The organism is Burkholderia aenigmatica, from assembly GCF_902499175.1.
Taxonomy (GTDB): domain Bacteria; phylum Pseudomonadota; class Gammaproteobacteria; order Burkholderiales; family Burkholderiaceae; genus Burkholderia; species Burkholderia aenigmatica.
On record NZ_CABVQC010000009.1, the window covers coordinates 125,180 to 151,205 of the forward strand.

The 26,026-nt window shown below is 67.7% G+C and carries 25 protein-coding genes and 1 pseudogene; 13 read left to right on the forward strand and 13 right to left on the reverse strand.

Translation table 11 applies throughout. From position 1 onward, the window contains the following. Window positions 1-58: 58 nt before the first annotated feature. Window positions 59-343, reverse strand: a complete 285-nt coding sequence (locus tag BDO18943_RS09280; RefSeq protein ID WP_166963454.1) for a PAAR domain-containing protein — start codon at window positions 341-343, stop codon at window positions 59-61. Between the two features lie 153 nt (window positions 344-496). Further along, the gene (locus BDO18943_RS09285) at window positions 497-889 is read right to left on the reverse strand and encodes an MAPEG family protein (RefSeq protein WP_175022049.1); all 393 of its coding nucleotides are present in this window, start codon (window positions 887-889) and stop codon (window positions 497-499) included. Between the two features lie 420 nt (window positions 890-1,309). On the opposite strand from BDO18943_RS09285, the gene BDO18943_RS09290 reads away from it, so the two are divergent. After that, complete coding sequence (locus BDO18943_RS09290) at window positions 1,310-4,417, forward strand: transglycosylase domain-containing protein (RefSeq protein ID WP_175022050.1); 3,108 nt, start codon at window positions 1,310-1,312, stop codon at window positions 4,415-4,417. A gap of 34 nt (window positions 4,418-4,451) precedes the next feature. On the opposite strand, the gene BDO18943_RS09295 is transcribed toward BDO18943_RS09290, so the two are convergent. After that, the gene (locus tag BDO18943_RS09295) at window positions 4,452-4,799 is read right to left on the reverse strand and encodes a GFA family protein (RefSeq protein ID WP_043190717.1); all 348 of its coding nucleotides are present in this window, start codon (window positions 4,797-4,799) and stop codon (window positions 4,452-4,454) included. A gap of 154 nt (window positions 4,800-4,953) precedes the next feature. On the opposite strand from BDO18943_RS09295, the pseudogene BDO18943_RS09300 reads away from it, so the two are divergent. Beyond that, window positions 4,954-5,213: pseudogene (locus tag BDO18943_RS09300) on the forward strand (DUF1272 domain-containing protein). Window positions 5,214-5,240: 27 nt separating this feature from the next. On the opposite strand, the gene BDO18943_RS09305 reads toward BDO18943_RS09300, so the two are convergent. Next, complete coding sequence (locus tag BDO18943_RS09305; protein WP_235995892.1) at window positions 5,241-5,873, reverse strand: FadR/GntR family transcriptional regulator; 633 nt, start codon at window positions 5,871-5,873, stop codon at window positions 5,241-5,243. 222 nt (window positions 5,874-6,095) lie between these two features. Between BDO18943_RS09305 and dgoD the strand changes: the two genes are divergently transcribed. Next, a complete protein-coding gene (dgoD, locus tag BDO18943_RS09310) occupies window positions 6,096-7,244 on the forward strand; it encodes a galactonate dehydratase (protein WP_043190713.1) in 1,149 nt (382 codons plus the stop codon). A 152-nt stretch (window positions 7,245-7,396) separates the two neighbouring features. Here the strand turns inward: dgoD and BDO18943_RS09315 are convergent, their stop codons facing one another. Together BDO18943_RS09315 and BDO18943_RS09320 are read right to left on the reverse strand one after the other, a co-directional pair. Beyond that, entirely contained in the window at window positions 7,397-8,329 is a 933-nt protein-coding gene (locus tag BDO18943_RS09315; protein ID WP_175022051.1) for a CopD family protein, read from the reverse strand. Window positions 8,330-8,521: 192 nt separating this feature from the next. Then, on the reverse strand, window positions 8,522-8,710 hold the full coding sequence (locus BDO18943_RS09320; RefSeq protein WP_143331030.1) for a hypothetical protein: 189 nt from the start codon (window positions 8,708-8,710) through the stop codon (window positions 8,522-8,524). Here BDO18943_RS09320 and BDO18943_RS09325 point away from each other — a divergent pair. The 3 genes from BDO18943_RS09325 to BDO18943_RS09335 all read left to right on the forward strand — a co-directional run bounded on the left by BDO18943_RS09325 (window position 8,709) and on the right by BDO18943_RS09335 (window position 12,373). Next, window positions 8,709-9,473, forward strand: coding sequence for a c-type cytochrome (locus tag BDO18943_RS09325; RefSeq protein ID WP_043190709.1), 765 nt, complete (start codon window positions 8,709-8,711; stop codon window positions 9,471-9,473). The genes BDO18943_RS09320 and BDO18943_RS09325 overlap by 2 nt on opposite strands. A 19-nt stretch (window positions 9,474-9,492) precedes the next feature. Then, window positions 9,493-10,791 (forward strand): c-type cytochrome, encoded by a 1,299-nt coding sequence (locus tag BDO18943_RS09330; RefSeq protein WP_043190707.1) that lies wholly within the window; start codon window positions 9,493-9,495, stop codon window positions 10,789-10,791. Window positions 10,792-10,918: 127 nt separating this feature from the next. Beyond that, complete coding sequence (locus BDO18943_RS09335; RefSeq protein ID WP_175022052.1) at window positions 10,919-12,373, forward strand: DEAD/DEAH box helicase; 1,455 nt, start codon at window positions 10,919-10,921, stop codon at window positions 12,371-12,373. Here the strand turns inward: BDO18943_RS09335 and BDO18943_RS09340 are convergent. From BDO18943_RS09340 to BDO18943_RS09350, 3 genes are all read right to left on the reverse strand, one after another. Then, entirely contained in the window at window positions 12,367-12,873 is a 507-nt protein-coding gene (locus tag BDO18943_RS09340; protein WP_175022053.1) for a hypothetical protein, read from the reverse strand. The genes BDO18943_RS09335 and BDO18943_RS09340 overlap by 7 nt on opposite strands. A gap of 70 nt (window positions 12,874-12,943) precedes the next feature. After that, complete coding sequence (locus BDO18943_RS09345; protein ID WP_043190698.1) at window positions 12,944-13,771, reverse strand: ferritin-like domain-containing protein; 828 nt, start codon at window positions 13,769-13,771, stop codon at window positions 12,944-12,946. A gap of 326 nt (window positions 13,772-14,097) precedes the next feature. Continuing rightward, window positions 14,098-15,738: a gamma-glutamyltransferase family protein gene (locus BDO18943_RS09350; protein WP_175022054.1), complete on the reverse strand. Its 1,641-nt coding sequence runs from the start codon at window positions 15,736-15,738 to the stop codon at window positions 14,098-14,100. Window positions 15,739-15,762: 24 nt separating this feature from the next. Between BDO18943_RS09350 and BDO18943_RS09355 the strand changes: the two genes are divergently transcribed. The 3 genes from BDO18943_RS09355 to BDO18943_RS09365 all read left to right on the forward strand — a co-directional run bounded on the left by BDO18943_RS09355 (window position 15,763) and on the right by BDO18943_RS09365 (window position 17,241). Next, window positions 15,763-15,906, forward strand: coding sequence for a hypothetical protein (locus tag BDO18943_RS09355; protein ID WP_175021984.1), 144 nt, complete (start codon window positions 15,763-15,765; stop codon window positions 15,904-15,906). A gap of 54 nt (window positions 15,907-15,960) precedes the next feature. Next, entirely contained in the window at window positions 15,961-16,740 is a 780-nt protein-coding gene (locus BDO18943_RS09360; RefSeq protein WP_006493999.1) for a DeoR/GlpR family DNA-binding transcription regulator, read from the forward strand. A 303-nt stretch (window positions 16,741-17,043) separates the two neighbouring features. Continuing rightward, a complete protein-coding gene (locus tag BDO18943_RS09365) occupies window positions 17,044-17,241 on the forward strand; it encodes a hypothetical protein (protein WP_006751304.1) in 198 nt (65 codons plus the stop codon). A 91-nt stretch (window positions 17,242-17,332) separates the two neighbouring features. Here BDO18943_RS09365 and BDO18943_RS09370 read toward each other — a convergent pair whose 3' ends face one another. Further along, complete coding sequence (locus BDO18943_RS09370) at window positions 17,333-17,701, reverse strand: hypothetical protein (RefSeq protein ID WP_175022055.1); 369 nt, start codon at window positions 17,699-17,701, stop codon at window positions 17,333-17,335. Window positions 17,702-17,863: 162 nt separating this feature from the next. Here BDO18943_RS09370 and glpD point away from each other — a divergent pair, with 162 nt between their 5' ends. From glpD to BDO18943_RS09385, 3 genes are all read left to right on the forward strand, one after another. Continuing rightward, window positions 17,864-19,387 (forward strand): glycerol-3-phosphate dehydrogenase, encoded by a 1,524-nt coding sequence (glpD, locus tag BDO18943_RS09375; RefSeq protein WP_175022056.1) that lies wholly within the window; start codon window positions 17,864-17,866, stop codon window positions 19,385-19,387. 104 nt (window positions 19,388-19,491) lie between these two features. Beyond that, window positions 19,492-20,994 carry a glycerol kinase GlpK gene (gene glpK, locus BDO18943_RS09380; RefSeq protein WP_089440962.1) on the forward strand — a complete coding sequence of 501 codons (1,503 nt, stop codon included), beginning with the start codon at window positions 19,492-19,494 and terminating at the stop codon, window positions 20,992-20,994. Window positions 20,995-21,075: 81 nt separating this feature from the next. After that, window positions 21,076-21,792 (forward strand): MIP/aquaporin family protein, encoded by a 717-nt coding sequence (locus BDO18943_RS09385; RefSeq protein WP_011353113.1) that lies wholly within the window; start codon window positions 21,076-21,078, stop codon window positions 21,790-21,792. 184 nt (window positions 21,793-21,976) lie between these two features. On the opposite strand, the gene BDO18943_RS09390 is transcribed toward BDO18943_RS09385, so the two are convergent. From BDO18943_RS09390 to BDO18943_RS09400, 3 genes are read right to left on the reverse strand one after another with little or no spacing between them, the layout of a single operon-like run. After that, window positions 21,977-23,227, reverse strand: a complete 1,251-nt coding sequence (locus BDO18943_RS09390) for an NAD(P)/FAD-dependent oxidoreductase (protein ID WP_175022057.1) — start codon at window positions 23,225-23,227, stop codon at window positions 21,977-21,979. Between the two features lie 4 nt (window positions 23,228-23,231). Continuing rightward, window positions 23,232-23,540 (reverse strand): non-heme iron oxygenase ferredoxin subunit, encoded by a 309-nt coding sequence (locus BDO18943_RS09395; RefSeq protein WP_011353115.1) that lies wholly within the window; start codon window positions 23,538-23,540, stop codon window positions 23,232-23,234. A 36-nt stretch (window positions 23,541-23,576) separates the two neighbouring features. Then, on the reverse strand, window positions 23,577-24,659 hold the full coding sequence (locus BDO18943_RS09400) for a fatty acid desaturase family protein (protein ID WP_175022058.1): 1,083 nt from the start codon (window positions 24,657-24,659) through the stop codon (window positions 23,577-23,579). Between the two features lie 172 nt (window positions 24,660-24,831). Here BDO18943_RS09400 and BDO18943_RS09405 point away from each other — a divergent pair, with 172 nt between their 5' ends. Continuing rightward, complete coding sequence (locus BDO18943_RS09405) at window positions 24,832-25,896, forward strand: LacI family DNA-binding transcriptional regulator (protein WP_175022059.1); 1,065 nt, start codon at window positions 24,832-24,834, stop codon at window positions 25,894-25,896. The last annotated feature ends 130 nt before the right edge of the window (window positions 25,897-26,026 follow it).

The window sequence follows — 26,026 nt, forward strand, 5'->3', positions numbered from 1 at the left end:
CGGCCGGCGGCGATATGCCGACGCCGCGCGGGTGGCAACCGCCTCCGCGCGGCAGGTGTCATCCGGTGATCGTCCCGGTGGCCTGCGACGCGATCAGCTTCGGCTGCGGCGTGCACAGGCACTGGCACAGGTCGTGTTCGAGCGCGACGACCTTGCCCATCACGGTCATCGTCCGCTCGCCGCCGTCGGACACGATCACGCCCGGCGACTTGCAGGCGGCGCAGAACACCGGCGCGCCAAGATAGGCGAGTTCGCGTCCGTCGAACGACGAATTGGCGATCCCGTCGAGCACGACACCGCCGTGGTCGGTCGTGTCGCCCTTCAGAATGAATTTGCGGCTCATGTTGCCGGTTCTTCCCTCGGAATCGCCGTGCAGCGCGGCAGCGCGCAGGCAGTCGGAATCCGCCCGTCGATCGCGGGCGTCCCGCGAGCATATCACCGCCCGCCGCAACCACCGCCGTCAGGACTTGTACCGTATGTCGCCGGATGCCGCCGTTCAGACGAACAGCGCGATGCACAACGCGGCACCGCACAGATACGTGCCGAGCGCGCCGACGAAACGCACGGGATTCGGGTTGGCCATCGTCGGCCAGGCGAGCAAGCCGATCACCAGCAGACAGCGGCACGCGGTCGCCGCGACGATCAGCGTCAGGATCGTGCGCGATGGATCGTGTGCGCCGAAGTAGAGAAACAGCACCGCGAGAAACGGCGCGTATTCGGCCGTGTTGCCGTGCGCGCGCACGATCTTGTGCAACCCGTTCGCCGGATCGGGCGCACACCCGGAACCGGTGGTGCAACGGAAGCGCGTGACGGACACGACGAGGCCGAGCCCGAACAGCAGCAACCCGAGGATGGCCGTGCAAACGAGCGCGACGGGGTGGATCGGCATGGGACTCCCGGCAAAAACGGAAATGCGCCGCACATCCGGCGATCGTACCCGTGGCCGGCTCGCGCGGCTATCACGGAAACCCGCAGCATCGCCGTTCGCCGGACACCATTTTACGGTCGGGTTCCGATCCCAATTGTCGCTCCGCCGCACCGCACGAATCCGGCGCATTGCCCGCCTGCCCGGCCGTCCGGGCCTGCCCGCCGACACGCCCGCCACGCGGGTGCCTCGGCACGAAACGCGCAAACGTTGCCCTGCGACGGCATGCACCACCGCGACGCAACGCGGGTTACAGCGCGTCACAGGCACGCGCGTTGCGTCGACGCATCTCGGTAGTGAACGCCCTTGGCAGCCCGCTGCGGAGGACTACACTAATCCTTAATGGGGTGCGGCCGGAGCCCGTGCCTTCAGGGAGACGCCGCCATGAATCGGCCGCTGAATCGTATCCTGCCGCGCGTGACCGGTCTCGCATCGGTCTGGACGTGGATCAAGTGGTCTTTGCTGGCCGCGCTGCTGATCGCCGTGGCGATCGTTGCGCGACTCGTGCAGAGCGAGATCGAAACGTCCCGGCTGCAGGCGCACTACCTGTCCGAGCTCACCCGCGATGTCGGCTACACGGTCGAGACGGGCCCGAGCGATCACATCCGCTTCCCCGCCAACGGTCCGTACGACCAGCGCCTCGGCTACGCGATGATTCCGGCGTTCCAGGAGCGGCTGCTCGCGCGCGGCTTCGTCGTCAGCAAGCAGGCGCGCGATTCGCAGCGGATGCTGTTGCTCGGCGATCGCGGGCTGTTCCTCCCGTTCGAAGAGAAGGACCAGGCGGGCCTGATGCTGTTCGACTCGACCGGCGCGCCGCTGTTCACGACCGCGTTCCCGCAGCGCGTCTACGCCGACTTCGACATGGTGCCGCCCGTGGTCGCGAATTCGCTGCTGTTCATCGAGGATCGCTACCTGCTCGACGCGAACGAGCCGAACCGCAACCCGGCGATCGACTGGGGGCGCTTCGGCCGCGCGGTCGCCGACCAGGCGTTGCACGTCGTCAACCGCCATCAGGCACGCCCGGGCGGCAGCACGCTCGCGACGCAGATCGAGAAGTTCCGCCATTCGCCCGAGGGCCGCACCGCGACGCCGCCCGAGAAGCTGCGGCAGATCGCGTCCGCATCGGTGCGCGCGTACCTGAACGGCCCGCAGACGATGCCCGCGCGCCGCACCATCGTCGTGCGCTACCTGAATTCCGTCCCGCTCGCCGCACGGCCGCATGTCGGTGAAATCACCGGCATCGGCGACGGTCTCGCCGCGTGGTACGGCCGCGACTTCAACGACGTGAACCGGATCCTGTCCGCGCCGACGACCGGCGACAACGTCGACGAACAAGGCAAGACGTTCCGCGAGGTGCTGTCGCTGATCATCGCGCAGCGCGCGCCGTCGTACTTCCTCAACCGCGGCTATCCGGCGCTGCAGAAGCTGACCGACAGCTACCTGCGGCTGCTGTCGAACGGCGGCGTGATTTCACCCGCGCTGCGCGACGCCGCGCTCACCGCGCAGATCGAACGCAGCGCGCCGCCAGCCGCCGCGCACGTGCAGTCGTTCGTGTCGCGCAAGGCCGTGACGTCCGCGCGCGCGTCGCTGCTGTCGGCACTCGGCATCAGCGATCTGTACCAGCTCGACCAGTTCGACCTGCAGGCGACCAGCACGCTCGACAACGGCGTGCAGCAGGCGGTCGCCGAACGGCTCGCCCAGGCGTCGACGCGTGACGGCGCGCAGAAAGCGGGCCTGTACGGTTTCGAGATGCTCGCGCCGAAGGACGACCCGGCGCACCTCACGTATAGCTTCACGCTGTACGAACACCGCAACGGCGCGAACTTGCTGCGCGTGCAGACCGACAGCGTGAACGAACCGTTCGACGTCAATCGCGGCGGCCGCATCAACCTCGGCTCGACCGCGAAGCTGCGCACGCTGATCACGTACCTGCAGATCGTGTCCGACCTGCATGCGCGCTACGCGAACCTGTCGAACGCGGAGCTGGCCCGCGTGAAGCCCGACCCGATCGACGGGCTGTCGCACTGGGCGCTCGACTATCTGTCGCATACGCGCGACCGCTCGCTGCAGGCAATGCTCGACGCGGCCGTCGAACGCAAGTACTCGGCCAGCCCCGACGTGTTCTACACGGGCGGCGGCGCGCAGGTGTTTTCGAACTTCGAGAAATCGGACAACGGCCGGATCCTGACGCTGCACACGGCGTTCGAGCACTCGGTCAACCTCGTGTTCGTGCGGCTGATGCGCGACATCGTCCACTACGAGACGCTGCAGGCGGCCGGCCCGTCGTCGTCGTGGCTCGGCGATCCCGAGCAGCGCCAGCATTACCTGCAGCAGTTCGTCGACGGCGAAAGCCAGGTCTACGTGAAGCGCTACTACACGCGCTATGCGGGCAAGGCGCCCGACGACGCGCTCGCGCTGATGCTGAAGGACGTGCGCAAGTCGCCACCGAAGATCGCGACGGTGCTGCGCAGCGTCGCGCCGAACGAATCGCTCGCGTGGTTCGATGCGCAGATGCGCGCGCAACTGAAGGGCACGCCGGCCGCCACGCTGTCCGACGACGACCTCGCCAAGCTTTACGCGAAGTACGCGATCGACCGCTTCAACCTCAACGATCGCGGCTATATCGCGAGCGTGCATCCGCTCGCGCTGTGGACGCTCAACTACCTGCGCGCGCACCCGGGCGCATCGCTCGCCGATGTCCAGCGCGACAGCCACGATGCGCGTTTCTACACGTACTCATGGCTGTACAAGACGCGCTACCACGCGACCCAGGACCGCCGCATCCGCCGCATGGTCGAGCTGCGCGCGTACGCGGAGATCACGAAAGCGTGGCGCGCGCTCGGCTACCCGTTCGCGGAGGTCACGCCGTCGTATGCGGCCGCGATCGGCGCATCGGGCGACCAGCCCGACGCACTCGCGAAACTGATCGGCCTGATCGCGAACGGCGGCCAGAAAGCGCCGACCGAGACGATCACGCGGCTCGACTTCGCGAAGGGCACGCCGTACGAGACGCGCTTCGTGCGCGCGGCCGCGCAGCCGCAGCCGATGCTGTCGCCGGAGATCGTCAACGTGGCGCACACGCTGCTGCGCGACGTCGTGCTCAACGGCACCGCGCGCCGCCTCGCGGGTGGCTTCACGCTGCCCGACGGCAAGACGCTCGACGTGTACGGCAAGACAGGGACCGGCGACCAGCGCTTCAACGTCTATGCGCGCGGCGCGCGGCTGATCGAGTCGCGCAAGGTCAATCGCAGCGGCACGTTCGTGTTCGTGCTCGGCGACCGGTTCTTCGGGGTCCTGACCGCAACGGCGCATGAACCGTATGCGGCGCGCTACGACTTCACGAGCGCGATGGCCGTGCAGTTGCTGAAGTCGATGGCGCCGGCGCTCGCGCCGCTGATCGAACGTCCGGCCGGCACCGGCACGCGCACCGTGGGCCCCGCCCCGCAGGCGGAAACGCCCGCGCCGGATGCCGCTGCCGCGCAACCGTCCTGACGGCCACGCGCCCCTTCATGCGCCGACGCGCCGCTCAGTGCGAGCGGCCGTCGTAGTGCGTGACCGGCAGCGCGTCGAGATCGACATCCTCGAGACAGCGCACGTTGATCGCGGCCATCGCGGTGCCGTTCGGGTGGACGCCTTCGCCGAACGTGTGAATCCCGCAGCGCTTGCAGAAGCGGTGCTTGATCACGTGCTTGTTGAACATGTAGGTCGCCAGGTTCTCGTCGGGCGTGAGCAGCGTCATGCTCGTGCGCGGCACGAACCACATCAGCGCGCCCTTGCGCTGGCAGATCGAGCAGTTGCACGCCATCACGCCCTGCAGGTCGCCTTCCGCCTCGAACTTCACGTCGCCACAGTGACAGCTTCCGCGATAAAGCATGGTCGTCTCCCGGTGCGGCCCGTGCGCATCAACGGCGCCCCGTCGGGACACCGTTGGCCAGGCCGATCCAAGCGGGTACAGTAGCGCGCACATGCGCTGCACGCAATGTCCGGCGGCGCCCGTCCCGACCCTGCCCGAACCAAGGAACACCGTCATGCTCGAACTGCGCCCCGGCTGCGAATGCTGCGACAAGGACCTGCCGCCCGATTCGGCGGACGCGCGCATCTGTACGTTCGAATGTACGCGGGCGGCGAGCCGTTCTGCGCGACCTGCGCCGACGACGTGCTGAAGGGCCGCTGCCCGAACTGCGGCGGCGACCTGGTCGCGCGCCCGCGGCGGCCGGCGAGCCTGCTCGCGAAATACCCCGCGTCGACCGAGCGCATCCACAAGCCGGGCGGCTGCGCGAACGCCTGACGGCGCCGCACCGCTCGCGCGTGCCCGTCACGACATCTCGATCCGCGCGCGCGTCACCGCGAGCAGCGCCGCCATCGCGCGGCGCGCACCGTCCTCGTCGCGCACGCGGATCGCGTCGCTGACGGCCGTGTGCTCGGCGAGCGACGCGTTGTACACGTCCGCGCGGCGCGCATTCAGGTGCAGCTGCGCCTCGAGCGTGCGATCGATCAGCGTGCCGAGCGGCACCAGCAGCTCATTGCCGCCGGCCTCGAGCACGCTCAGGTGAAAACGCAGGTCGGCGCGCACCCATTCGTCGACGTTGCGCGCGGCGGCCATCGCGCGCGCCGCGCCGTCGATCGCGTCGAACGTGTCCGGCGTATGCATGCGCGCGGCGAGCGCGGCCGCGTAGGGCTCGACCATCTCCCGCATCTCCTGCAGCTTCAGTGCGAACGCGAGCGGTGGCGCAACGCGCGCGTACCAGTCGAGCAGGTCGGCGTCGAGCAGATTCCATACACCGCGCGGCCGCACGCGCGTGCCGATCTTCGGCCGCGATTCAACGAGCCCCTTCGACGTGAGCGTACGCAGCGCCTCGCGCATCACAGTGCGGCTCACGCCGTACATCTCCATCAGGTCGGGCTCCCTCGGCAGCAGCGACTCGGGCGGGTAGTCGCCGCGCAGGATCGCCGTGGCGAGCCGGAAGGCCGTCTGTCCATGCAGGTCGCGTCGAATGATCGTTCTCCGTTATGCCGGCACCCGGGCGGGCCGGCTGCCCGCTATCTCACTATCTGCACAATAGTGCTATTAATACTATTTTTTATCGGGCTACGCTAGGATAACCGCGAAAGCACGCGACCGTGCGCCGCGCCCGACTGTCCGCGCCGGTCAACCCTGGAGACCCGCATCGTGAAAATCACCCGCCTCGAAACCTTCGTCGTCCCGCCGCGCTGGCTGTTCCTCAAGATCGAAACCGACGAGGGGATCGTCGGCTGGGGCGAGCCGATCGTCGAAGGCCGCGCGCATACGGTCGAGGCCGCGGTGCAGGAACTGGCCGACTACCTCGTCGGCCGCGATCCGCTGCTGATCGAGGATCACTGGCAGGTGATGTACCGCGCGGGCTTCTACCGCGGCGGCCCGATCATGATGAGCGCGATCGCGGGCGTCGACCAGGCGCTGTGGGACATCAAGGGCAAGCATCACGGCGTGCCCGTGCATGCGCTGCTCGGCGGCCAGGTGCGCGATCGCATCAAGGTGTACTCGTGGATCGGCGGCGACCGGCCGAGCGACGTCGCGAACAATGCGCGCGCGGTGGTCGAGCGCGGCTTCAAGGCCGTGAAGATGAACGGTTCCGAGGAGCTGCAGATCGTCGACACCTACGACAAGGTCGAGCAGGTGATCGCGAACGTCGCAGCGGTGCGCGACGCGGTCGGCCCGCACGTCGGGATCGGCGTCGACTTCCACGGCCGCGTGCACAAGCCGATGGCGAAGGTGCTCGCGAAGGAGCTCGACCCGTACAAGCTGATGTTCATCGAGGAGCCGGTGCTGTCGGAGAACGTCGAGGCGCTGCGCGACATCGTCAACCAGACCAACACGCCGATCGCGCTCGGCGAGCGGCTGTACTCGCGCTGGGACTTCAAGCACATCCTCGCGGGCGGCTACGTGGACATCATCCAGCCCGACGCGTCGCACGCGGGCGGCATCACCGAGTGCCGCAAGATCGCGACGCTCGCGGAGAGCTACGACGTCGCGCTCGCGCTGCACTGCCCGCTCGGCCCGATCGCGCTTGCCGCGTGCCTGCAGCTCGACGCGGTCAGCTACAACGCGTTCATCCAGGAGCAGAGCCTCGGCATCCACTACAACCAGGGCAACGACCTGCTCGACTACCTGCGCAACCCCGAGGTGTTCCGCTACGAGGATGGCTTCGTCGCGATCCCGCAGGGCCCGGGGCTCGGCATCGACGTGAACGAGGAGAAGGTGCGCGAGATGGCGAAGACGGGCCACCGCTGGCGCAACCCGGTGTGGCGCCACGCGGACGGCAGCGTCGCCGAGTGGTAAGCACGGCGCGCGGCTGCGGCCCGCGCGGTCGGTATCGATTCGAGAACGGCTGCCCGACGGGCAGCCGTTTTTGCATGCGCGCTGCGACGCCCGGCACGTGCCGGGTGCGCGCGGGCGGCCTTGCGGCGCGCCTCTCCGCGCAAGCCCTGCCGTCAGCCGAGGGCCGCGAACCCCGGCACGCTGAACGACAGCACGGCTGCCGCGACGAACACGCCGATCATCGTCAGCGCTTCGAGATGCAGGATGTTGCGGAACGTGTGCGCATCCTCGGTCGATGCGGTGCGGCGCAGGCGCGGCAGTGCCGAGAAGCGGTTCAGGCCGCCGAGCACGAGCGCGAGCGCGACGAGCAGCAGCTTCAGCAGCAACACGCGCCCCCACGTGCTGCCGTCGAGCGGCGCGAGCGAACCGCCGAGCCCGCGAATCGCGTTGAGCGCGCCGGTGCCGAGCACGAAGACGACCGAGACGATCGACGTCCGCGACAGGTGCTGGCCGATGCGGATCAGCGCGCCGCGCGCGACCGACGAACCGAGCGCCGGCAGCACCGCGAGCCCGCCCGCGAGCACGAGGCCGCCCCACACGGCCGTCGCGAGCAGGTGCAGTGTCTGTACGCCGACCGCCGCGGACAGCGCGCCCGTATCGGCCGCATGGCCGAGCGACGCCTTGCCGGCCGAGACCACGATCACCGCGAACCACAGCACCGCATGCGCGACCGGGCCCTCCGGCTTGGCCAGCGCGACGATCGCGAGCACCACGGCGCCGCCGAACGCGACGCTCCACGCGAAGCCCGTATGCGTCTGCGTCAGCATGACGGGAATCGCGGCGAACGCGCCGCCGAGCCCCGCCCCGCTCATCGTCGCGGCCTCGTAGACGAGCCAGCCGAGATCTGCGAGCACCAGCGCCAGCGCCGCCGCGGCCAGCGAATGTTGCGCGCGCAGCCAAGCAGGATGCGACGGCGCGACGACCGGACGGGCGCCGTCCTTGCCGAGCCATGCCTTGAGCAGCGCCGAGCCGACCGCCATCGCGAACGCGGCGTCCATCAGTGCCGCGAGCGCGACCTGACCGATCCACAAGCTGTCGAACTTCATCGCGCACACCCTCCCGAAAGCGGCAGGCCGACGGAGCGGCGGCAACGGGACGGACAGCGTGAGGAAGGCAACGGCACGGTAGAAAACGTCATCGATGAATCCGGAAACGGGAGAAATGACTGGACCTGCGGCGGAGGCGGCGCCGCGCGACCCGCGAGTGTACGGTCTTCGATGGTGAAAACGCACGCCGGTTCACACCAGCACGTCGCAATGCGCGTCAAATTGTCGCAAGTCGCAAACGGACAGGAACCGATGACCTTTTGCCAAATAGCCGTCATTACCCATCGATGATAGAATGCCGCGTCGCAGCAGCCCGGCTGCCTTGCCGTCATGCGCCGAGCCGATCGTAGCCCGGACAACAGGTCCCCGTCGAATAAACATGGAGTCTCGTGTGTCTTCAAGACGCCTCTTCCGTCCGCTGCTCGCCGTTCTGATGTTCGGCGGCGCGGGCCTTATGAGCGCTGCCCAAGCGCAGACCAAGCCCACGGAGCAAGCGCAAGCCCAGCAGGCGCCGCTCAAGGCACCCGATACCATGGCCGAGCGCGTGCGCGGCTGTACGGCCTGCCATGGTGTCCATGGCCAAGGCACCGACAACGACTACTTCCCGCGTCTTGCCGGCAAGCCGGCCGAGTACCTGTACAACCAGCTCGTCAACTTCCGTGACGGCCGGCGCAAGTACCCGCCGATGAACTACCTGCTGACGTACCTGAACGACGACTACCTGCGCGAAATGGCCGAGCACTTCTCGGCCGAACGCCCGCCGTATCCGGCGCCGGCGAAGCCGACGCTGCCGGCCGCGACGCTCGCGCGCGGCAAGCAGCTCGTCACGCAAGGCGATCCGTCGCGCAAGCTGCCGGCCTGCGTGGCCTGCCACGGCGCGACGCTGACCGGCATGCAGCCGGCGATCCCGGGCCTGGTCGGCCTGCACGCCGACTACCTGAGCGCGCAGATCGGTGCATGGCGTTCGGGCAACCGTCACGCGAAGGCGCCCGATTGCATGCATGAAGTCGCTTCGAAGCTTTCCGACGAAGACGTGACCGCCGTGACCGCATGGCTCGCCGCGCAACCGGCGCCCGCCAACCCCGTGCCGGCTCCGGCGCGTTCGATGAAGACTCCGCTCGCCTGCGGCAGCGAACCGCAATAAGGCAAGGGAGACAGACACAATGAAACGCAAGTCCCTGTTTGCACTCTCGGCCGTCGCGATCGTCGCGGCTGCCGCCCTCGTGCCGGTCCTGTGGCCGGGCAACGACACGCTGCACGGCGCTTCCGCCGTCGCGGCCACGCCGGCCGACCAGGCCGCGCTGATCAAGAAGGGCGAATACCTCGCGCGCGTCGGCGACTGTATCGCGTGCCACACCGTGCGCGGCGGCAAGTCGTTCGCGGGCGGCCTGCCGATGGCGACGCCGTTCGGCACGATGTACACGCCGAACATCACGCCGGACGACAAGGATGGCATCGGCAAGTGGACGTCGGACGACTTCTACCGCGCGATGCACACCGGCCGTTCGAAGGATGGCAGCCTGCTGTACCCGGGCTTCCCGTTCGCGAGCTACACGAAGGTCACGCGTGCGGATTCCGACGCGATCTACGCGTACCTGCGCTCGGTCGCGCCGGTATCGGTGCCGAGCCGTCCGCATGAACTGAAGTTCCCGTTCAACAACCGCAACCTGCTGATCGGCTGGCGCACGCTGTTCTTCAAGGAAGGCGAGTACAAGCCGGATCCGACCAAGTCGGTTGAATGGAACCGCGGCGCGTACCTCGTCGAAGGCCTCGGCCACTGCTCGATGTGCCACACGTCGATCAACATGATGGGCGGCCCGGTGAGCTCGGCAGCCTTCGCGGGCGGCCTGATTCCGCTGCAGAACTGGTATGCGCCGTCGCTGACGAACGACAAGGAACTCGGCCTCGGCGACTGGCACGTTGAAGAGCTCTCCAACCTGCTGCAGGCCGGCGTGTCGAACAAGGGCGCCGTGTTCGGCCCGATGGCGGACGTCGTGCACAACAGCCTCCAGTACATGAACGACGAAGATACGCGCGCGATGTCGACGTATCTGAAGTCGATCCCGCAGAAGGCTGAAGCGCCGAAGAACATGCAGTACGAGCCGTCGAAGCAGTTCGGCAACGCGCTGTTCGACCAGGGCAAGAAGATCTACGCGGACAACTGCGCGACCTGCCACGCCGCAACCGGCGCAGGCAAGCCGCCGGCGTATCCGCCGCTCGCGGGCAACCATTCGATCGTGATGGAATCGGCAGTCAACCCGATCCGCATGGTGCTGAACGGTGGCTATCCGCCGAGCACGTTCAAGAATCCGCGTCCGTACGGGATGCCGCCGTTCGCACAGTCGCTGTCGAACCAGGAAGTTGCGGCGGTCGTCACGTATATCCGGATGTCGTGGGGCAACAACGGTACGCCGATCTCGCCGCAACAGGTGAGCGACCTGCGTTCCGCGCCGCTCGACTAAGAAGCGGCTGACACAAACGGGGCGCGGCTGCGGGAAACCGCGGCCGCGCCCTTTTGCATTTTGCGATGTCACCTCCCGCGCGGGCCGCGCGAGACGTCGCCGATCATAAAACTGAAGAGTGGTATCTATGTCTTTCGAATCTCTCGGCTTGGCCGAACCGCTGGTCAAGGCGGTCAACGAGCTCGGCTACACGTCGCCGACCCCGATCCAGCAGCAGGCGATCCCGGCCGTCCTCGGCGGCGGCGACCTGCTCGCCGGCGCGCAGACGGGCACCGGCAAGACCGCCGGCTTCACGCTGCCGATCCTGCAACGCCTGCATACGTTCTACGCCGAGCATCGCGGCGCGAAACGCGCGGTGCGCGCACTGATCCTCACGCCGACGCGCGAACTCGCCGCCCAGGTCGAGGAAAGCGTCCGTGCGTACAGCAAATACCTGAAGCTGCGCTCGACCGTGATGTTCGGCGGCGTCAGCATCAATCCGCAGATCGATGCGCTCAAGCGCGGCGTCGACATCGTCGTCGCGACGCCGGGCCGCCTGCTCGACCACATGCAGCAGAAGACGATCGACCTGTCGGATCTCGACATCCTCGTGCTCGATGAAGCCGACCGGATGCTCGACATGGGCTTCATCCACGACATCAAGCGCGTGCTCGCGAAGCTGCCGCCGCAGCGCCAGAACCTGTTGTTCTCGGCCACCTTCTCCGATGAGATCAAGGCGCTCGCCGACAGCCTGCTCGACTCGCCCGCGCTGATCGAAGTCGCCCGCCGCAACACGACCGCCGAAAGCGTCGCGCAGAAGATCCACCCGGTCGACCGCGATCGCAAGCGCGAACTGCTCACGCACCTGATCCGCGAACACAACTGGTTCCAGGTGCTCGTGTTCACGCGCACGAAGCACGGCGCGAACCGGCTTGCCGAGCAGCTGACGAAGGACGGCATCAGCGCGATGGCGATCCACGGCAACAAGAGCCAGTCGGCCCGCACGCGCGCGCTGGCGGAGTTCAAGAACAGCACGCTGCAGGTGCTCGTCGCGACCGATATCGCCGCGCGCGGGATCGACATCGACCAGTTGCCGCACGTCGTCAACTTCGACCTGCCGAACGTGCCGGAAGACTACGTGCACCGGATCGGCCGCACGGGCCGCGCGGGCGCGACCGGCGAAGCCGTGTCGCTCGTGTGCGTCGACGAAAAGCAACTGCTGCGCGACATCGAGCGGCTGATCAAGCGCGAGATTCCGCAGGAAGTGATCGCGGGCTTCACACCCGATCCGAACGCGAAGCCGGAGCCGATCCAGCAGCGCCGCGGCCAGCAGCAACCGCGCGGCGGTGGCGGTGGTGGCGGCGGCGGCAATCGCCAGCCGCGTGCAGGCGGCTCAGGCCAGCCGGCCGCGAAACGCGATGGCAACGCGCAACCGAAGGCTTCTCAGCAGAAGGCCGCGAAGCCACGCACGCAAGGGCAAGGCGGCGCCGGCGGCAGCGGCGGACGTCCGGCCGGCGGCGGCAACAGCGCACGCCCGGCGAGCGGCAATGCCGCGCACCCGAACCGCAACCGTTCGTCGCGCAGCGGCCAGCGCGGTCACTGAAGCCGCGCGGCCGCGCGCCGCAGGTGCTCGACCTGGCGTTGCCAGCGCGCGAGCACCGCGGTGCGCTCCCCTTCCAGCGTGAACGTGACGCCTGTCGCGAGACGCGCATAGCCGACCCGCTGCGCATCGCCGTGCGCGATCGTCGCAGCGAATCCGGCCAGTCCGCCGAAGTCTCCTTCGAGCGGCGCCATCCTCAATTGCGCCTGAAAGAACGCACCGTCCGCGACGAGCGTCAACGCGGCCGTACGCCGTTGCGCGATCGCGCGCGCCGCACGCGATTGCGGCCAGAGCGCCAGCAGCAGCGTGCGCGCATCGTGCGCGTAGATCTCGCCGACGCCGAGCAGTGTCGTGCGCAACTGGCCATCGTCGGTTGCGACGATCAGCGAGGCGGCGACGTCGGCATGACGCTCGAGCGCGGTGCCGTCGAACAGCGAGACGACGGCCGGCGGCCACGCATCGAACGTCCATTGTTCGAGCGCGTGGCGATGGGTATCGGTCATGATGGCGTGGCCCCGGTGGAAAGCGGATGAAGACCCCGCAGCATACGCGCGTCGGGCCGCGCCGCGGCGATCAGCGCAGGAACACGTGCCGCGTGATCTTGGTGAGCGGATAGTGGACGCCCGGCTGGATCTTCGCGGGCAGGTCGAGCGGCTTGAGCAGCATCTTCACGCACATGTCGGCCGACAGGTTGCGCCGCACGAGCTTGCTGATGCGCGCGGCGCGCTCGCGGTTGTACTGGCTGTCGCCGACACGATCCGGATAGCGGACCGCGAACACGTGGCGCAGCGCGATCTCGGAATCCTCGTTCTTGATTTCCATCACGCGGCGGGCCAGCGCGCCGAGCACCGCGAGCCGGCCATTGCCTTCGAGCTGGTTGTACTTCTTGAAGAACTTGAAGAAGTGCTTGTAATGACGCACTTCGTCCGTGCGGATGTTGTCGGTGATTTCCTTCAGCACGGGCTCGTCCGAGCATTCGTTGATCGCGCGATAGAGCGTGGCCGTGCCCGTCTCGACGACGCAGCGCGCGACCATCTCGAGCGCACGGGTCTTCTCGAACGCCTCGACCTTGCAGGTCTTCGAATACTCGGCGAAGAAATTCGCGAACGCGGTGTCCCAGTCGAACTCCGGCCACACGTGCGCGATGTACGCCTTCAGCGCGCGCCCGTGCTGCAATTCTTCGTGCTCCCATGCATTGTTGAGCCATGCGGAGACTTCCGGATCGTCGTTGAAGAACTGGCTCAGATTGCTCGTGTAGAGATCCGAGCCGCTTTCGATGAACGACGACGCGCACAGCAACAGCAACAGATCCTCGTTCGCGGCGGCACGCTGACGATCGATCCGGTTCAGATCGATGTCCTCGATGCGCCACGGCATCACATGCGTCGTTTTGGTGTCCATGGTGGTGCGCTCCCAGTCGTCGCGCGGGGGCCGGCCCATGCCTTCGGCACAGGCGCCAACCGTCCCGCAGGCGGCGTTTTACTTGCGTTATATAGTGGATTGGTCCGGCCGAACCATGCTGGCATCTTAGCCGGACTTTGATGTTCGTGCTCCAAGCACTGACCATACCCGACGAGCGCAGTTCCACGCCGTCTGTTGCCGTTGGTTAGACGAGTCCTTCAAACCGCTTGCGCCCGCTCGCCGATACGGCCGCGGCAAACGAAACGGGCGGCCGTTCGGCCGCCCGTGAAGCGCAGGAAATGCCGGCGAAAGCCGGCAGCAATCCGTCAGAAACCCGCTGCCAGACCGTCGCGCCGGCTGTCGCTCGCGGCCACGTAGCCGCGTTCGCGATCATCGCGATCGAGACGCCAGATGAACTGCCCCGAACCGAAATCCATGTAAGGATCGTCGATCGACTTGATCGTATGGCCGCGTGCGGCCAGTGCCTCGACGGTCGCGCGATTCATCGTCGCTTCGACGTCCAGCGTGAAGTCGCGATTGACCTTCCAGCGCGGCGCATCGCAGGCAGCCTGCGGTTGCTGCCCGTAGCCGAGCATTCGCACGACGGTCTGCAGGTGCCCTTGCGGCTGCATGTCGCCGCCCATCACGCCGAAGCTCATCACGGCCTCGGTGCGGCCGTCGACCTCCTCGGTGACGAACGCCGGAATGATCGTGTGAAACGGCCGCTTGCCGCCCGCGACGACGTTCGGCGAAGCCGGGTCCATCGAGAAGCCGTGCCCGCGGTTCTGCAGCGCGATGCCGGTGCCGGGCACGACGAGCCCCGAGCCGAAGCCCATGTAGTTCGACTGGATGAAGCTCACCATCATCCCGCGCTCGTCGGCCGCCGACAGGTAGACCGTGCCGCCCGAATGCGGCCGGCCGGCGCCGAAGTGCGTCGCGCGCGCGGGATCGATCAGCTTCGCGCGTTCGGCGAGATATGCGTCGTCGAGCATCTGCTCGGGCGTGACGTCCATCGCGCGCGGATCGGCGACATAACGATAGACATCGGCGAACGCGAGCTTCATCGCTTCGATCTGCAGATGCTGCGAGTCGACCGAATCGACTGGCCATTCGGTCAGGCCCGCGTGCTCGGCGATCCCGAGTGCGATCAGCGCGGCGATGCCCTGCCCGTTCGGTGGAATCTCGTGGATCGTGTGGCGGCCGAAGCGCTTGCCGATCGGTTCGACCCATTCGGGCCGGTAGGCGTGCAGGTCGGCGGCGCTCAGCGCGCCACCGCCTTCGCGGGAGAACGCGGCGATGCGCTCGGCGAGCGCGCCCTCGTAGAACGCGCGGGCGCCCTCCTTCTGCAGTGTGCGCAACGTCTGCGCATGGCCCGGCAGACACATGCGCTCACCCACCTGCGGTGCGCGGCCGTGCGGCATGAAGGTGTCCGCGAAACCCGGCAGCCCCTTGAGTTCCGGCACCGCGGCCGCCCACTTGTGCGCAACGATCGGCGGCACCGCATAGCCGCGCTCCGCGATCTCGATCGCCGGTTCGAGCAGGTCCGCGAACGGCAGCGAACCGAATTTCGCATGCAGCGCCTCCCAGCCCGCGATCACGCCCGGCACGGTGACGGTATCCCAGCCGCGCGTCGGTTTGTTCGCGATGCCGTTGCCCGCCTCGCCATGGCGCTGGCGGAAATAGTCGACGTTCCATGCGGTCGGCGCGACACCCGACGCGTTCAGCCCGGACAGCCGCTCGCCGTCCCACACGAGCGCAAATGCGTCGCCGCCGAGCCCGCACGACACGGGCTCGACGACCGTGAGCGCGGCCGCGGCGGCCAGGGCCGCGTCGACCGCGTTGCCGCCCTTCCACAGCATCCGGAGGCCGGCCTGCGCGGCGAGCGGGTGCGACGTCGACACGACGTTGCGCGCGAACACCGGAATACGGGTCGTCGGATACGGGTTGTGCCAGTTGAAGCCAGTCATCGGTTCCACCTCGTCGAAAGCTGAATGAACGCGCCGGACGCGCACCCGCGTGCGCGCGCAATCCGCCATTGCAGCGCGATCGGCGCAATCGCACAAATTCATTTGTTACATCAATCCATGCAGTTTCCGCATGAATATCGGGCAACCGTGCCGGCCGGGCCGGCCTAACGCCGTTGCCGCCCTTACAATACCCGCTCCGTCTCACGACACGACCATCGAGCCATGACCCGAGATCCCCGCCTCACCCTCAACGCGCGCCAGCAGGAATTGCTCGAATGGGTGCAGCGCGACGGCTTCGTGACCGTCGACGATCTCGCCGCGCACTTCGCGGTGACGCCGCAGACGATCCGCCGCGACGTGAACTGGCTCGCCGACCTGAACCTGCTGCGCCGCTACCATGGCGGCGCGAGCCTGCCGACCAGCTCGGAGAACGTGTCGTACACGGCGCGCCAGCGGATGTTCCACGACGAGAAGCGGCGCATCGCGGCGCTCGCGGCGTCGCACATTCCCGACCAGGCATCGCTGTTCATCAACCTCGGCACGACCACCGAGGAAGTCGCGCGCGCGCTGAACCGTCACCACGGGCTGCACGTGATCACGAACAACCTGAACGTCGCGTCGATGATGAGCGGCTACCCCGACTGCGAGGTGCTGATCACGGGCGGCATCGTGCGGCCGTGGGACAAGGGGATCGTCGGCGAACTCGCGATCGACTTCATCCGCCAGTTCAAGGTCGACTACGCGATCATCGGTACGTCGGCGATCGAGGCCGACGGCACGCTGCGCGACTTCGACACGCGCGAGGTGCGTGTGGCCGAGGCGATCATGCAGCATGCGCGCACCGTCTATCTCGTGACCGACCATTCGAAGGTCGGTCGCCCCGCGCTGGTGCGCCAGGGGCATTTGAGCCAGGTGCACGCACTGTTCACCGACAAGCCGCTGCCGCCCGAGATGGCCGACACCGTTGCGGCTGCGGGTACCCAGGTGTACGTCGCGGAGTGATGGCTCCGATGCTGCACCGCACCTGAAACTTCAAGTGAAATCAAGAAGTTGGCGTCGCAAGCAAACCGCTTGCGCGCGGCCGGGCTGTCAAACGGAAAATTAACGGGGCACGATTTGTCGTTGCCTGCGCGCTCGACTAGACTCCAGTTCCCCGGCCCGTTCGGCCGTTCCGCCTGTGCCAGGGCGCGGACGAATGACATGGCCGGCGAATGCAGCTTTTCCCCCCAAGCCATACCCCGCTGGGTATCGCGCGTCGGCTTTTGCGCCGGCCGCGCGGGCTGACTGGTCGCCATGGAGAGAACGATGCTGAGTCCGCATGAATTCGCCACGCTATTGCTTGTGAAGGACGCTCCCGATCAAACCAACATGGATCGGGACGAAATCGACGCACTGCTCGAACAGCAGCTCGTCCGTCTGGAAGGACTCGGGTCGGGGCGCAAATACTGCGTGACCGAAACCGGCGACGCCGCGCTGCGATCCATCAAATACCGCTATTCGTAAAACCACACCGCTCCTGACCTGACCGCGCCGCCCGCATGCCGGGCCGCGCGGCCATTCCCGCTTCCCTGCCGCCGCCCCACCGCAGCCTGCTTCAGCCGCCGCGCAGCGTCGGATCGACCGCCGCCCGCCAGCTGATGGCCTGCGCGCGCGCACCGTTGAAGTAGGCGATCCAGCCGGCGCGCGTCGCCGCGTCGGGCGCCGCATAGTGCGTCGAAAGTTCGTTTACGAACGCACAATAGTTCGCTTCGGTCAGCCCGCGATACCGCTTCGCCACGTACGCGTCGTACAGCGTCGAATAGACCGGCTGCGCATCCGCGCCCCAGTCCCGCGCCGTGCCGCCGCACGACGTCTGCAGGTCGACGAACGACGGCGCCCGCCAGTTGCCGGTAAGCGGCGGCGTGCCGGCACTGCAGCCCGCCAGAAGGACGGCGCACACGCCGGCCCACATCCCAATACGCATGATTCACCTCGCGAAACGGTCGATTCCGCCAGTATCGTCCGGGATCGCGCCGTGCGCTACTGGCCCCGCTTTTTCGAACTTTACTTTTTCGATTTCGTTCGTTAAATTTCGAATTCGAACATTTTCTGTTCACCCATTTCCCTCAGACGATAAGGACAGCAGGTGACCCAACCGAATCGCTACGATCTGCTCGTCGTCGGCGGCGGCATCAACGGCGCGGGCATCGCGCGCGATGCGGCCGGCCGCGGCCTGTCGGTCATGCTCTGCGAGCAGGACGATCTCGCGTCGCACACGTCGTCGTGCAGCACGAAGCTGATTCACGGCGGCCTGCGCTACCTCGAGTACAACGAGTTCGGACTCGTGCGCAAGGCGCTGCAGGAGCGCGAGACGCTGCTGCGCGCGGCGCCGCACATCATGTGGCCGCTGCGCTTCGTGATGCCGCACATGCCGAACCTGCGTCCGGCCTGGCTGATCCGCATCGGCCTGTTCCTTTACGATCACCTCGCGAAACGCGAACTGCTGCCCGGCTCGCGCGGCATCGACATGCGCCGCCATGCGGCCGGCGCGCCGCTGATCGATTCGATCAAGCGCGGCTTCGTCTATTCGGACGGCTGGGTCGACGACGCGCGCCTCGTCGTGCTGAACGCGATGGATGCGAAGGAGCGCGGCGCCGAGATCCTGACGCGCACGAAGCTGGTGTCCGCCGAACGTCGCGGCGACGAATGGGAGGCGCGGCTGCAGCACGCCGACGGTTCGATCCGCGTCGTGCATGCGCGCGCGATCGCGAACGCGGCCGGCCCGTGGGTCGGCGAAGTGCTGAAAGGCGCGCTCGGCCGCGGCGCGCACCACAGCGTGCGACTCGTGAAGGGCAGCCACATCATCACGCGCCGCCTGTTCGATCACGACCACGCGTACATCTTCCAGAACCCGGACAAGCGGATCATCTTCGCGATTCCGTACGAACACGATTTCACGCTGATCGGCACGACCGACGTCGAATACACGAACGATCCCGCGAAGGTCGCGATCGATCGCGACGAGACGCAGTACCTGTGCGACTCGATCAACCGCTACTTCAAGCGCAAGATCTCGCCGGCCGACGTGCACTGGACCTACTCGGGCGTGCGCCCGCTGCTGGAAGACGAGAACGCAGCGAACGCATCGGCCGTCACGCGCGACTACCGCCTCGAGCTGGACGATGGCGCGGGCGCCCCGCTGCTGTCGGTGTTCGGCGGCAAGATCACCACCTTCCGCAAGCTCGCGGAAGAAGCCGGCGACATGCTGTGCAGCGCGCTCGGCCGCGACGCGAAGACCTGGACGGCCGGCGTCGCGCTGCCGGGCGGCGACATCGCGAACGCGAAGTTCGACGCATTCGCCGATACGTTCGCCAAACGCCATGCGTGGCTGCCCGCCGCGCTCGCCCGCCGCTATGCGCGCGCCTACGGCACGCGCGCGGAGCGCGTGATCGACGGCGCGAAATCGCTCGCCGATCTCGGCACCGAAATCGCACCGGGCATCCACGACGCCGAACTGCGCTACCTGCGCGATGCCGAATGGGCAACCTGCGCGCAGGACGTGCTGTGGCGCCGCTCGAAGCTCGGCCTGCACGTGGCGCCTGGCACGCTCGACGCGGTGACCGCCGCGGTCGATGCGTGGTTCGCCGCCGCGCACGCGCCGCAGGCCTGATCCGAATGCAGTTGCAGTTGCCGTACCGACGTTGACTCACCGACGCGCCGCCCCACGCGGCGCGCATCACAACTAAGCCAAATCCACGGATGGAGATGAGAGACATGCAGGATCAGTACATCCTCGCGCTTGACCAGGGCACCACGAGTTCCCGCGCGATGCTGTTCGATCGCCAGGGCAATATCGTTTCGATCGCCCAGAAGGAATTCGAGCAGATCTACCCGCAACCCGGCTGGGTCGAGCACGACCCGCAGGAAATCTGGTCGACGCAAGCCGGCGTCGCCGCTGAAGCCGTCACGCGCACGGGCCTGAACGGCACGTCGATCGCCGCGATCGGCATCACCAACCAGCGTGAAACCACGATCGTCTGGGATCGCGAGACGGGCCAGCCCGTGTACAACGCGATCGTCTGGCAGGATCGCCGCACGGCCGACTTCTGCGATTCGCTGAAGGCGCAGGGCTTCGAGGCGAAGGTGCGCGCGAAGACCGGCCTGCCGATCGATTCGTACTTCTCAGGGACCAAGATCCGCTGGATCCTCGACAACGTGCCGGGCGCACGCGAGAAGGCCAAGCAAGGCAAGCTCGCGTTCGGCACCGTCGACAGCTGGCTCGTGTGGAACTTCACGAAGCACGAACTGCACGTGACCGACGTGACGAACGCGTCGCGCACGATGCTGTTCAACATCCACACGCGCGAGTGGGACAACGAACTGCTCGACATGCTCGACATCCCGCGCAGCATGCTGCCGGAAGTGAAGGCATCGTCGGAAATCTACGGCCACACGAAGACCACCGTGTTCGCGTCGAAGATCCCGCTCGCGGGCATCGCGGGCGACCAGCAGGCGGCGCTGTTCGGCCAGATGTGCACGCAGTCCGGCATGGTGAAGAACACCTACGGCACCGGCTGCTTCCTGATGATGAACACCGGCGACAAGCCGATCGAATCGAAGAACAACCTCGTCACGACGATCGCCTGGCAGATCGGCGACAACGTGCAGTACGCGCTGGAAGGCAGCATCTTCATCGCGGGAGCGGTGGTGCAATGGTTGCGCGACGGCGTCGGCATCATCAAGTCGGCCGCTGAGATCGAAGCGCTCGCCGCGAGCGTGCCGCATACCGACGGCGTCTATCTCGTGCCGGCCTTCGCGGGCCTCGGCGCACCGCACTGGAACGCGCGGGCGCGCGGCTCGGTGTTCGGCGTCACGCGCGGTACGACCTCCGCGCACCTCGCACGCGCGGCGCTCGATTCGATCGCGTACCAGTCGCTCGACGTGCTGGCCGCGATGGAAGCCGACTCGGGCATCAGCATCGGCGAGCTGCGCGTCGATGGCGGCGCGAGCGCGAACGACCTGCTGATGCAGTTCCAGGCGGACCTGCTCGGCGTCGACGCGGTGCGTCCGCAGATCACCGAGACGACCGCGCTCGGCGCGGCCTATCTCGCGGGTCTCGCGATCGGCTACTGGAAGAACCTCGACGAAGTGCGCGACCAGTGGCAACTCGATCGCCGCTTCTCGCCGTCGATGCCGAAGGAGCAGGTCGAACGCTGCATGTCGGGCTGGCAGCGTGCGGTACGTGCCGCGAAGGCATGGGCCGACGACGCCCAGTAATCCTCAGACATCCGGACGAAATACAACAACACCGGCGGACCGCGCAACGCGCGAGTCCGCGATGACATACGAGAGACAACCATGTCACCTTATATTGCAGAGTTCATCGGCACAGCGATCCTCGTGCTGCTCGGCAACGGCGCGGTCGCAAACGTGCTGCTTGCAAAGACCAAGGGCAAAGGCGCGGACCTGATCGTGATCGTGATGGGCTGGGCGATGGCCGTTTTCGTCGCCGTCTACGTGACCGCGTCGTTCAGCGGCGCACACCTGAACCCGATCGTCACCATCAGTCTCGCGCTCGCGGGCAAGTTCGCGTGGTCGAAAGTCGGCGGCTACATCCTCGCGCAGATGCTCGGCGGGATGGCGGGCGCGCTGCTCGTGTGGCTCGCGTATCGCCAGCACTTCGCGAAGGAAGCCGATGCGGACCTGAAGCTCGCGGTGTTCTGCACGGCGCCCGCGATCCGCAGCGTCACGCACAACGTGCTGACCGAAGCGATCTGCACGTTCGTGCTGATCCTCGGCGTGCTGTACCTCGCGTCGCCGCAGGTTGGTCTCGGCGCACTCGACGCACTGCCTGTCGGCCTGCTCGTGCTCGGCATCGGCATCTCGCTCGGCGGCCCGACCGGCTATGCGATGAGCCCCGCACGCGACCTGTCGCCGCGCATCATGCACGCGCTGCTGCCGATCCCCGGCAAGCGCGACAGCGACTGGCGCTATGCATGGGTGCCCGTCGTCGGCCCGCTGCTGGGCGGCGCCGCGGCGGCTGGCCTGTACCTGCGCCTGCACGCGATGGCCTGAACGCCGGCCTGTGACGAAGCGCGTGGCAATCGACCCGCGCGCTTCGGGAACAGGCTCGTTCGCCTGACCGCCGGCACGCCGGCATAGCGGCGCGGGTATCGCACCCGTGCCGCTTCTCCCCTCCTTCGTACTCGTTTCCACGGCCTGTGGCGCGCGCCAGTTGCGCATTGCGCGCATCGTTTCGCTACCTGCCGCCCGCCTCTCCGATCAGCGATTTCAGCTTCACGTTCACGTCCGCCACTGCGGTCGGCGTCACGTCCGCCCCACGCTCGACCAGCATCCGCGCAACCCGCATTTCCTTGACGAACCCCGACGCGCGGCCGAACCCACTCGCCGCGACGAGCCGCGCACCGGCGTCGAAATGGAAATGGATCTCCGCGTCGTCGCCGAGCACGCGCGCGACCGACCGCTCGCCGAGCGCCGGCTCACCGGCCACATGCAACTGCGCGTCGTATTGATCCGACCAGAACCACGGCATCTCGCGATACGGCTCGTCGGCGCCGAGCATGTTGCGCGCGGCGACGCGCGCCTGGGTCTCGGCGCCGTGCCACGTCTCCTGCCTGACCGGCCGCCCCGACAATGCACTCGGAAACACCGCGACGTCGCCGGCCGCGTAGATGCCGCGCGCCGACGTTTCGAGCCGCGCGTTCACGACGATGCCGCGCTCGACTGCGAGGCCCGCATCGCGCGCCAGCTCGTCGGCCGGCTCGATGCCGATGCCGGCGACGACCGTATCGGCGATCAGCGTGTCGCCGTCGTCGAGCACGACGGCCAGCGCACCGCCCGCCGTGCGCTCGATCGCAACCGGCTTGCAGTTCACGCGAATGGTCACGCCCTGCCGTTCGTGAAGCGCGTGCACGCGCGCCGCGATCGTCTCCGGCACCGCGCGCCCGAGCAGGCGCGTCGCTGCATCGAGCACCGTCACGCGACAGCCGCGCAGTCGCGCCGACGCCGCGACTTCGAGACCGATGAAACCGCCGCCGATCAGCACGATCCGTGTGTCGGGCACGAGCCGCGCGCCGAGTGCCGCTGCGTCGTCGAGCGTGCGCAACGCAAACACGCCGTCGAGCGTCGCGCCCGGAATCGTCAGGCGACGCGCGCGGCCGCCGGTCGCGAGCAGCAACGCGTCGTAGCCGAATACGCTGCCATCCGACACGCGCACTTCACGTGCGCCCGGATCGATGCGCTCGACCGTCGCGACAACCGGCTCGATGCGATCGGCCGCCCACGCGTCCGGATCGCGCAACCGGCACTGCGCCGCGCTGCGTTCGCCGGTCAGCACGCCCTTCGACAACGGCGGCCGCTCGTACGGCAGGTGCGCCTCCGCGCCGATCAGCACGATCCGCCCACCCCAGCCGGAGTCGCGCAGCACCTGCGCCGCGCGGCCGCCCGCGTGGCCCGCGCCGACGATCGCCATCACCCGGTCGTTCGTCATCGCGTCACACCTCGATCAGGATGCGGCCGTCTTCGATCTTCGCGCGGTACGTGCGCAGCTTCTCGCATGCGGGTGCGGACAGCGGCCGGCCATCGCGGACGTCGAAGCGCCCGTTGTGCTTCGGGCATTCGATCACGTGGTCGATCACGAGCCCGTCCGCGAGATGCACGTGCTCGTGCGTGCACAGGCCGTCGCTCGCATAGACTTCGCCGTCGATGCGGTAGATCGCGTACGTGTGGCCGGCATGGTCGAAGCGCGCGACGTCTTCGTCGTCGATGTCGTCGAGCGCGCCGGTGTCGATCCATTGCGTCATGTTGCGTGTCTCCTGGGTGGGAAGGTTCGTTGTCGGTCACGCATGCGCGGCATCCGGCACGGGCCGCACGACGTAATCGGTCGGGTCGCGCGTCTGCCGGACCAGCGCCGGCACGATCTCCGCATACGCGGCCAGCGTGCTGCGGTACGGCGGCGGCATGTCGGCCTTCACCGCCTCGTGCAGTTTCGGCAACGCATGGAACGGCACCATCGGGAACATGTGGTGCTCGACGTGGTAGTTCATGTTCCAGTACAGGAAGCGGAACACCGGATTCATCATCACGGTCCGGCAGTTGCGGCGGTGATCGAGCACGTTCTCGGGCATCCCCGCGTGCTGCGTGAGGCCGAAATACAGGTATAGCCACGCACCGTAGAGGCTCGGCAGCCCGATGTAGAGCAGCGGCAGGATCGTGTGCCAGTAGAGCGAAGCACCGGTCACGAGCGCGTACACCGCGAGATGGATGCGAGACTCGCGCACCACCTTCGGTCGTTCCGATTCGGGCACGTAGGTACGCTCGTCGTCGTCGAGCCGGCCGGTGAACGCAATCGCGATCATCTTGCGCAGCTCGCCGGCCACATGCTTCAGCGCGACGACGTTCAGCGCGAGCGAAAGCCAGTCGGTCGGCTTCGGCGCGGCGATTTCCGGATCGCGCCCGACGACCAGCGTATCGGTGTGATGGCGCGCATGGCTCCAGCGCCACGCCGTCGCGCGGCGGAACACCTGGAACGACGCGACCTGATACAGCACGTCGTTCATCCAGCGCGTGCGGAACGCGGTGCCATGCCCGCATTCGTGCCAGCGCGAATCGGCCGGGCTGCAGTAGAGCGTGCCGTACACGAAGAACGCGGGGATCGCCCACGCCGAATGCGTGCGCCACGCCAGCCACGCGAGCACACCGCTGATCGCGATCGCCGCGTACCAGAGCAGCGTGTCGCGGATCGCGCGCGCGTCGCCGCGCTGCATCAGCTGCTTCATCAGCGGCCGCGGCACCGCGCACCGGTACCACTCGGCGTTGACGAGCCCGGCCGCGTGCGCGCGCTCGCCGGCACCGCCGATCATCCGGTACTCCTGACGGCGCGCCGCCGTGCGGTCGTGCGCCTGATCGTCGAGATGAGCCACGTGCGTCTCCTTGATTCCTTGTTCGTAGGAAGCGCGGCAAGCGCTTCGGCATGGAATCAAAATTAGGCCCGCGGCCGCCTCCGCTCAATCGAAACGTTGACGAAATTTCGCCATCGCTTTAGCGTTCCTCGCATCGCCACGTCTCGATGGCGACACCACGATGGAGACAACCATGGCAGGCGAATCCGGGCCGCGCTGGCGCAAGCGCACCGCACGCTTCGACGAGATCGCGGCGCTCGCCGGGGTCAGCACGACCACCGTCGACCGTGTGCTGAACGAGCGCGGCAGCGTGTCGGCACAAGCGCGCGAGCGCGTGGTGGCGGCCGCGCGGCAGCTCGGCGTGCCGCGTCAGTTGCCCGACACGCGGCACGGGCTGATCCATGTCGACGTGCTGCTGCCGGACACCGACGCGGCATTCTTCCGGCGGCTGCAATTGGCGTTGCAGCGCTCGCTGCAGATGCTCGACCGGCGCGTAGTCGTGCACCGGACGATCCTGCCCGCCGCCGACGACGAGCGGGCCGCCGCGCTGATCGAAAAGCCCGCGTACCGGCGCGCGGCACTGATCGTGACGGCGCGCGACACGGCCCGTGTGCGCGACGCGCTGGCCGGCGCGATCGCGCGCGGCGAGACCGTCGTCACGATGGTCACCGACATCGGCGGCATCGACCGCGTGCACTTCGCGGGCATCGACAACTACCGGGCCGGGCGCACCGCCGGCTACTACATCGGCCGCCTGGCGGCACGCCCCGGCCGCGTGCTGCTGCTCGGCGGGCGCATGGGCTACCGCGCGCACGCCGACCGGATGGCCGGCTGCCGAGACCAGCTCACCGAAGCGTTCGCCGCCGTCCGCTGCGCCGACGAGCCGGTCGAGACGCTCGACCAGGACGACCGCTGCTACCGCGCCGTGACGAAGGCGCTGCAGGCGCACGACGACGTGGTCGCGATCTACAACAGCGGCGCCGGCTCGGCCGGCATCGAAGCGGCGCTGCGCAAGGCCGGCGCCACCGGCCGGATCGTGTGGATCGGCCACGAGATGATCGACCTGCATCGCACCTTCATCGAAGCCGGCGCGATGGACCTCGCGATCGACCAGGATCCGGACGGTCAGGTGATTTCCGCGCTGCAACACGTGCTGCATGCGTGCGGAATCGTCGAACAGCCGCCGCCGGCCGACCCGGTCGAATTCCGCGTGTTCTGTCCGGCGAACGTGAGGACCAGCGCCTACCTGCCGACCTGAATCCCGCCGCTGGGTGAAGCGTTTGTCGCACCGTCTGTCGCACCGCATGCGCGTTGCAAAAAAATCGACCGCCGCATTGGCGATTTTTCGCCAACGTTTGTCATGCAGCCCGCGCCGCGCATCCGTACAT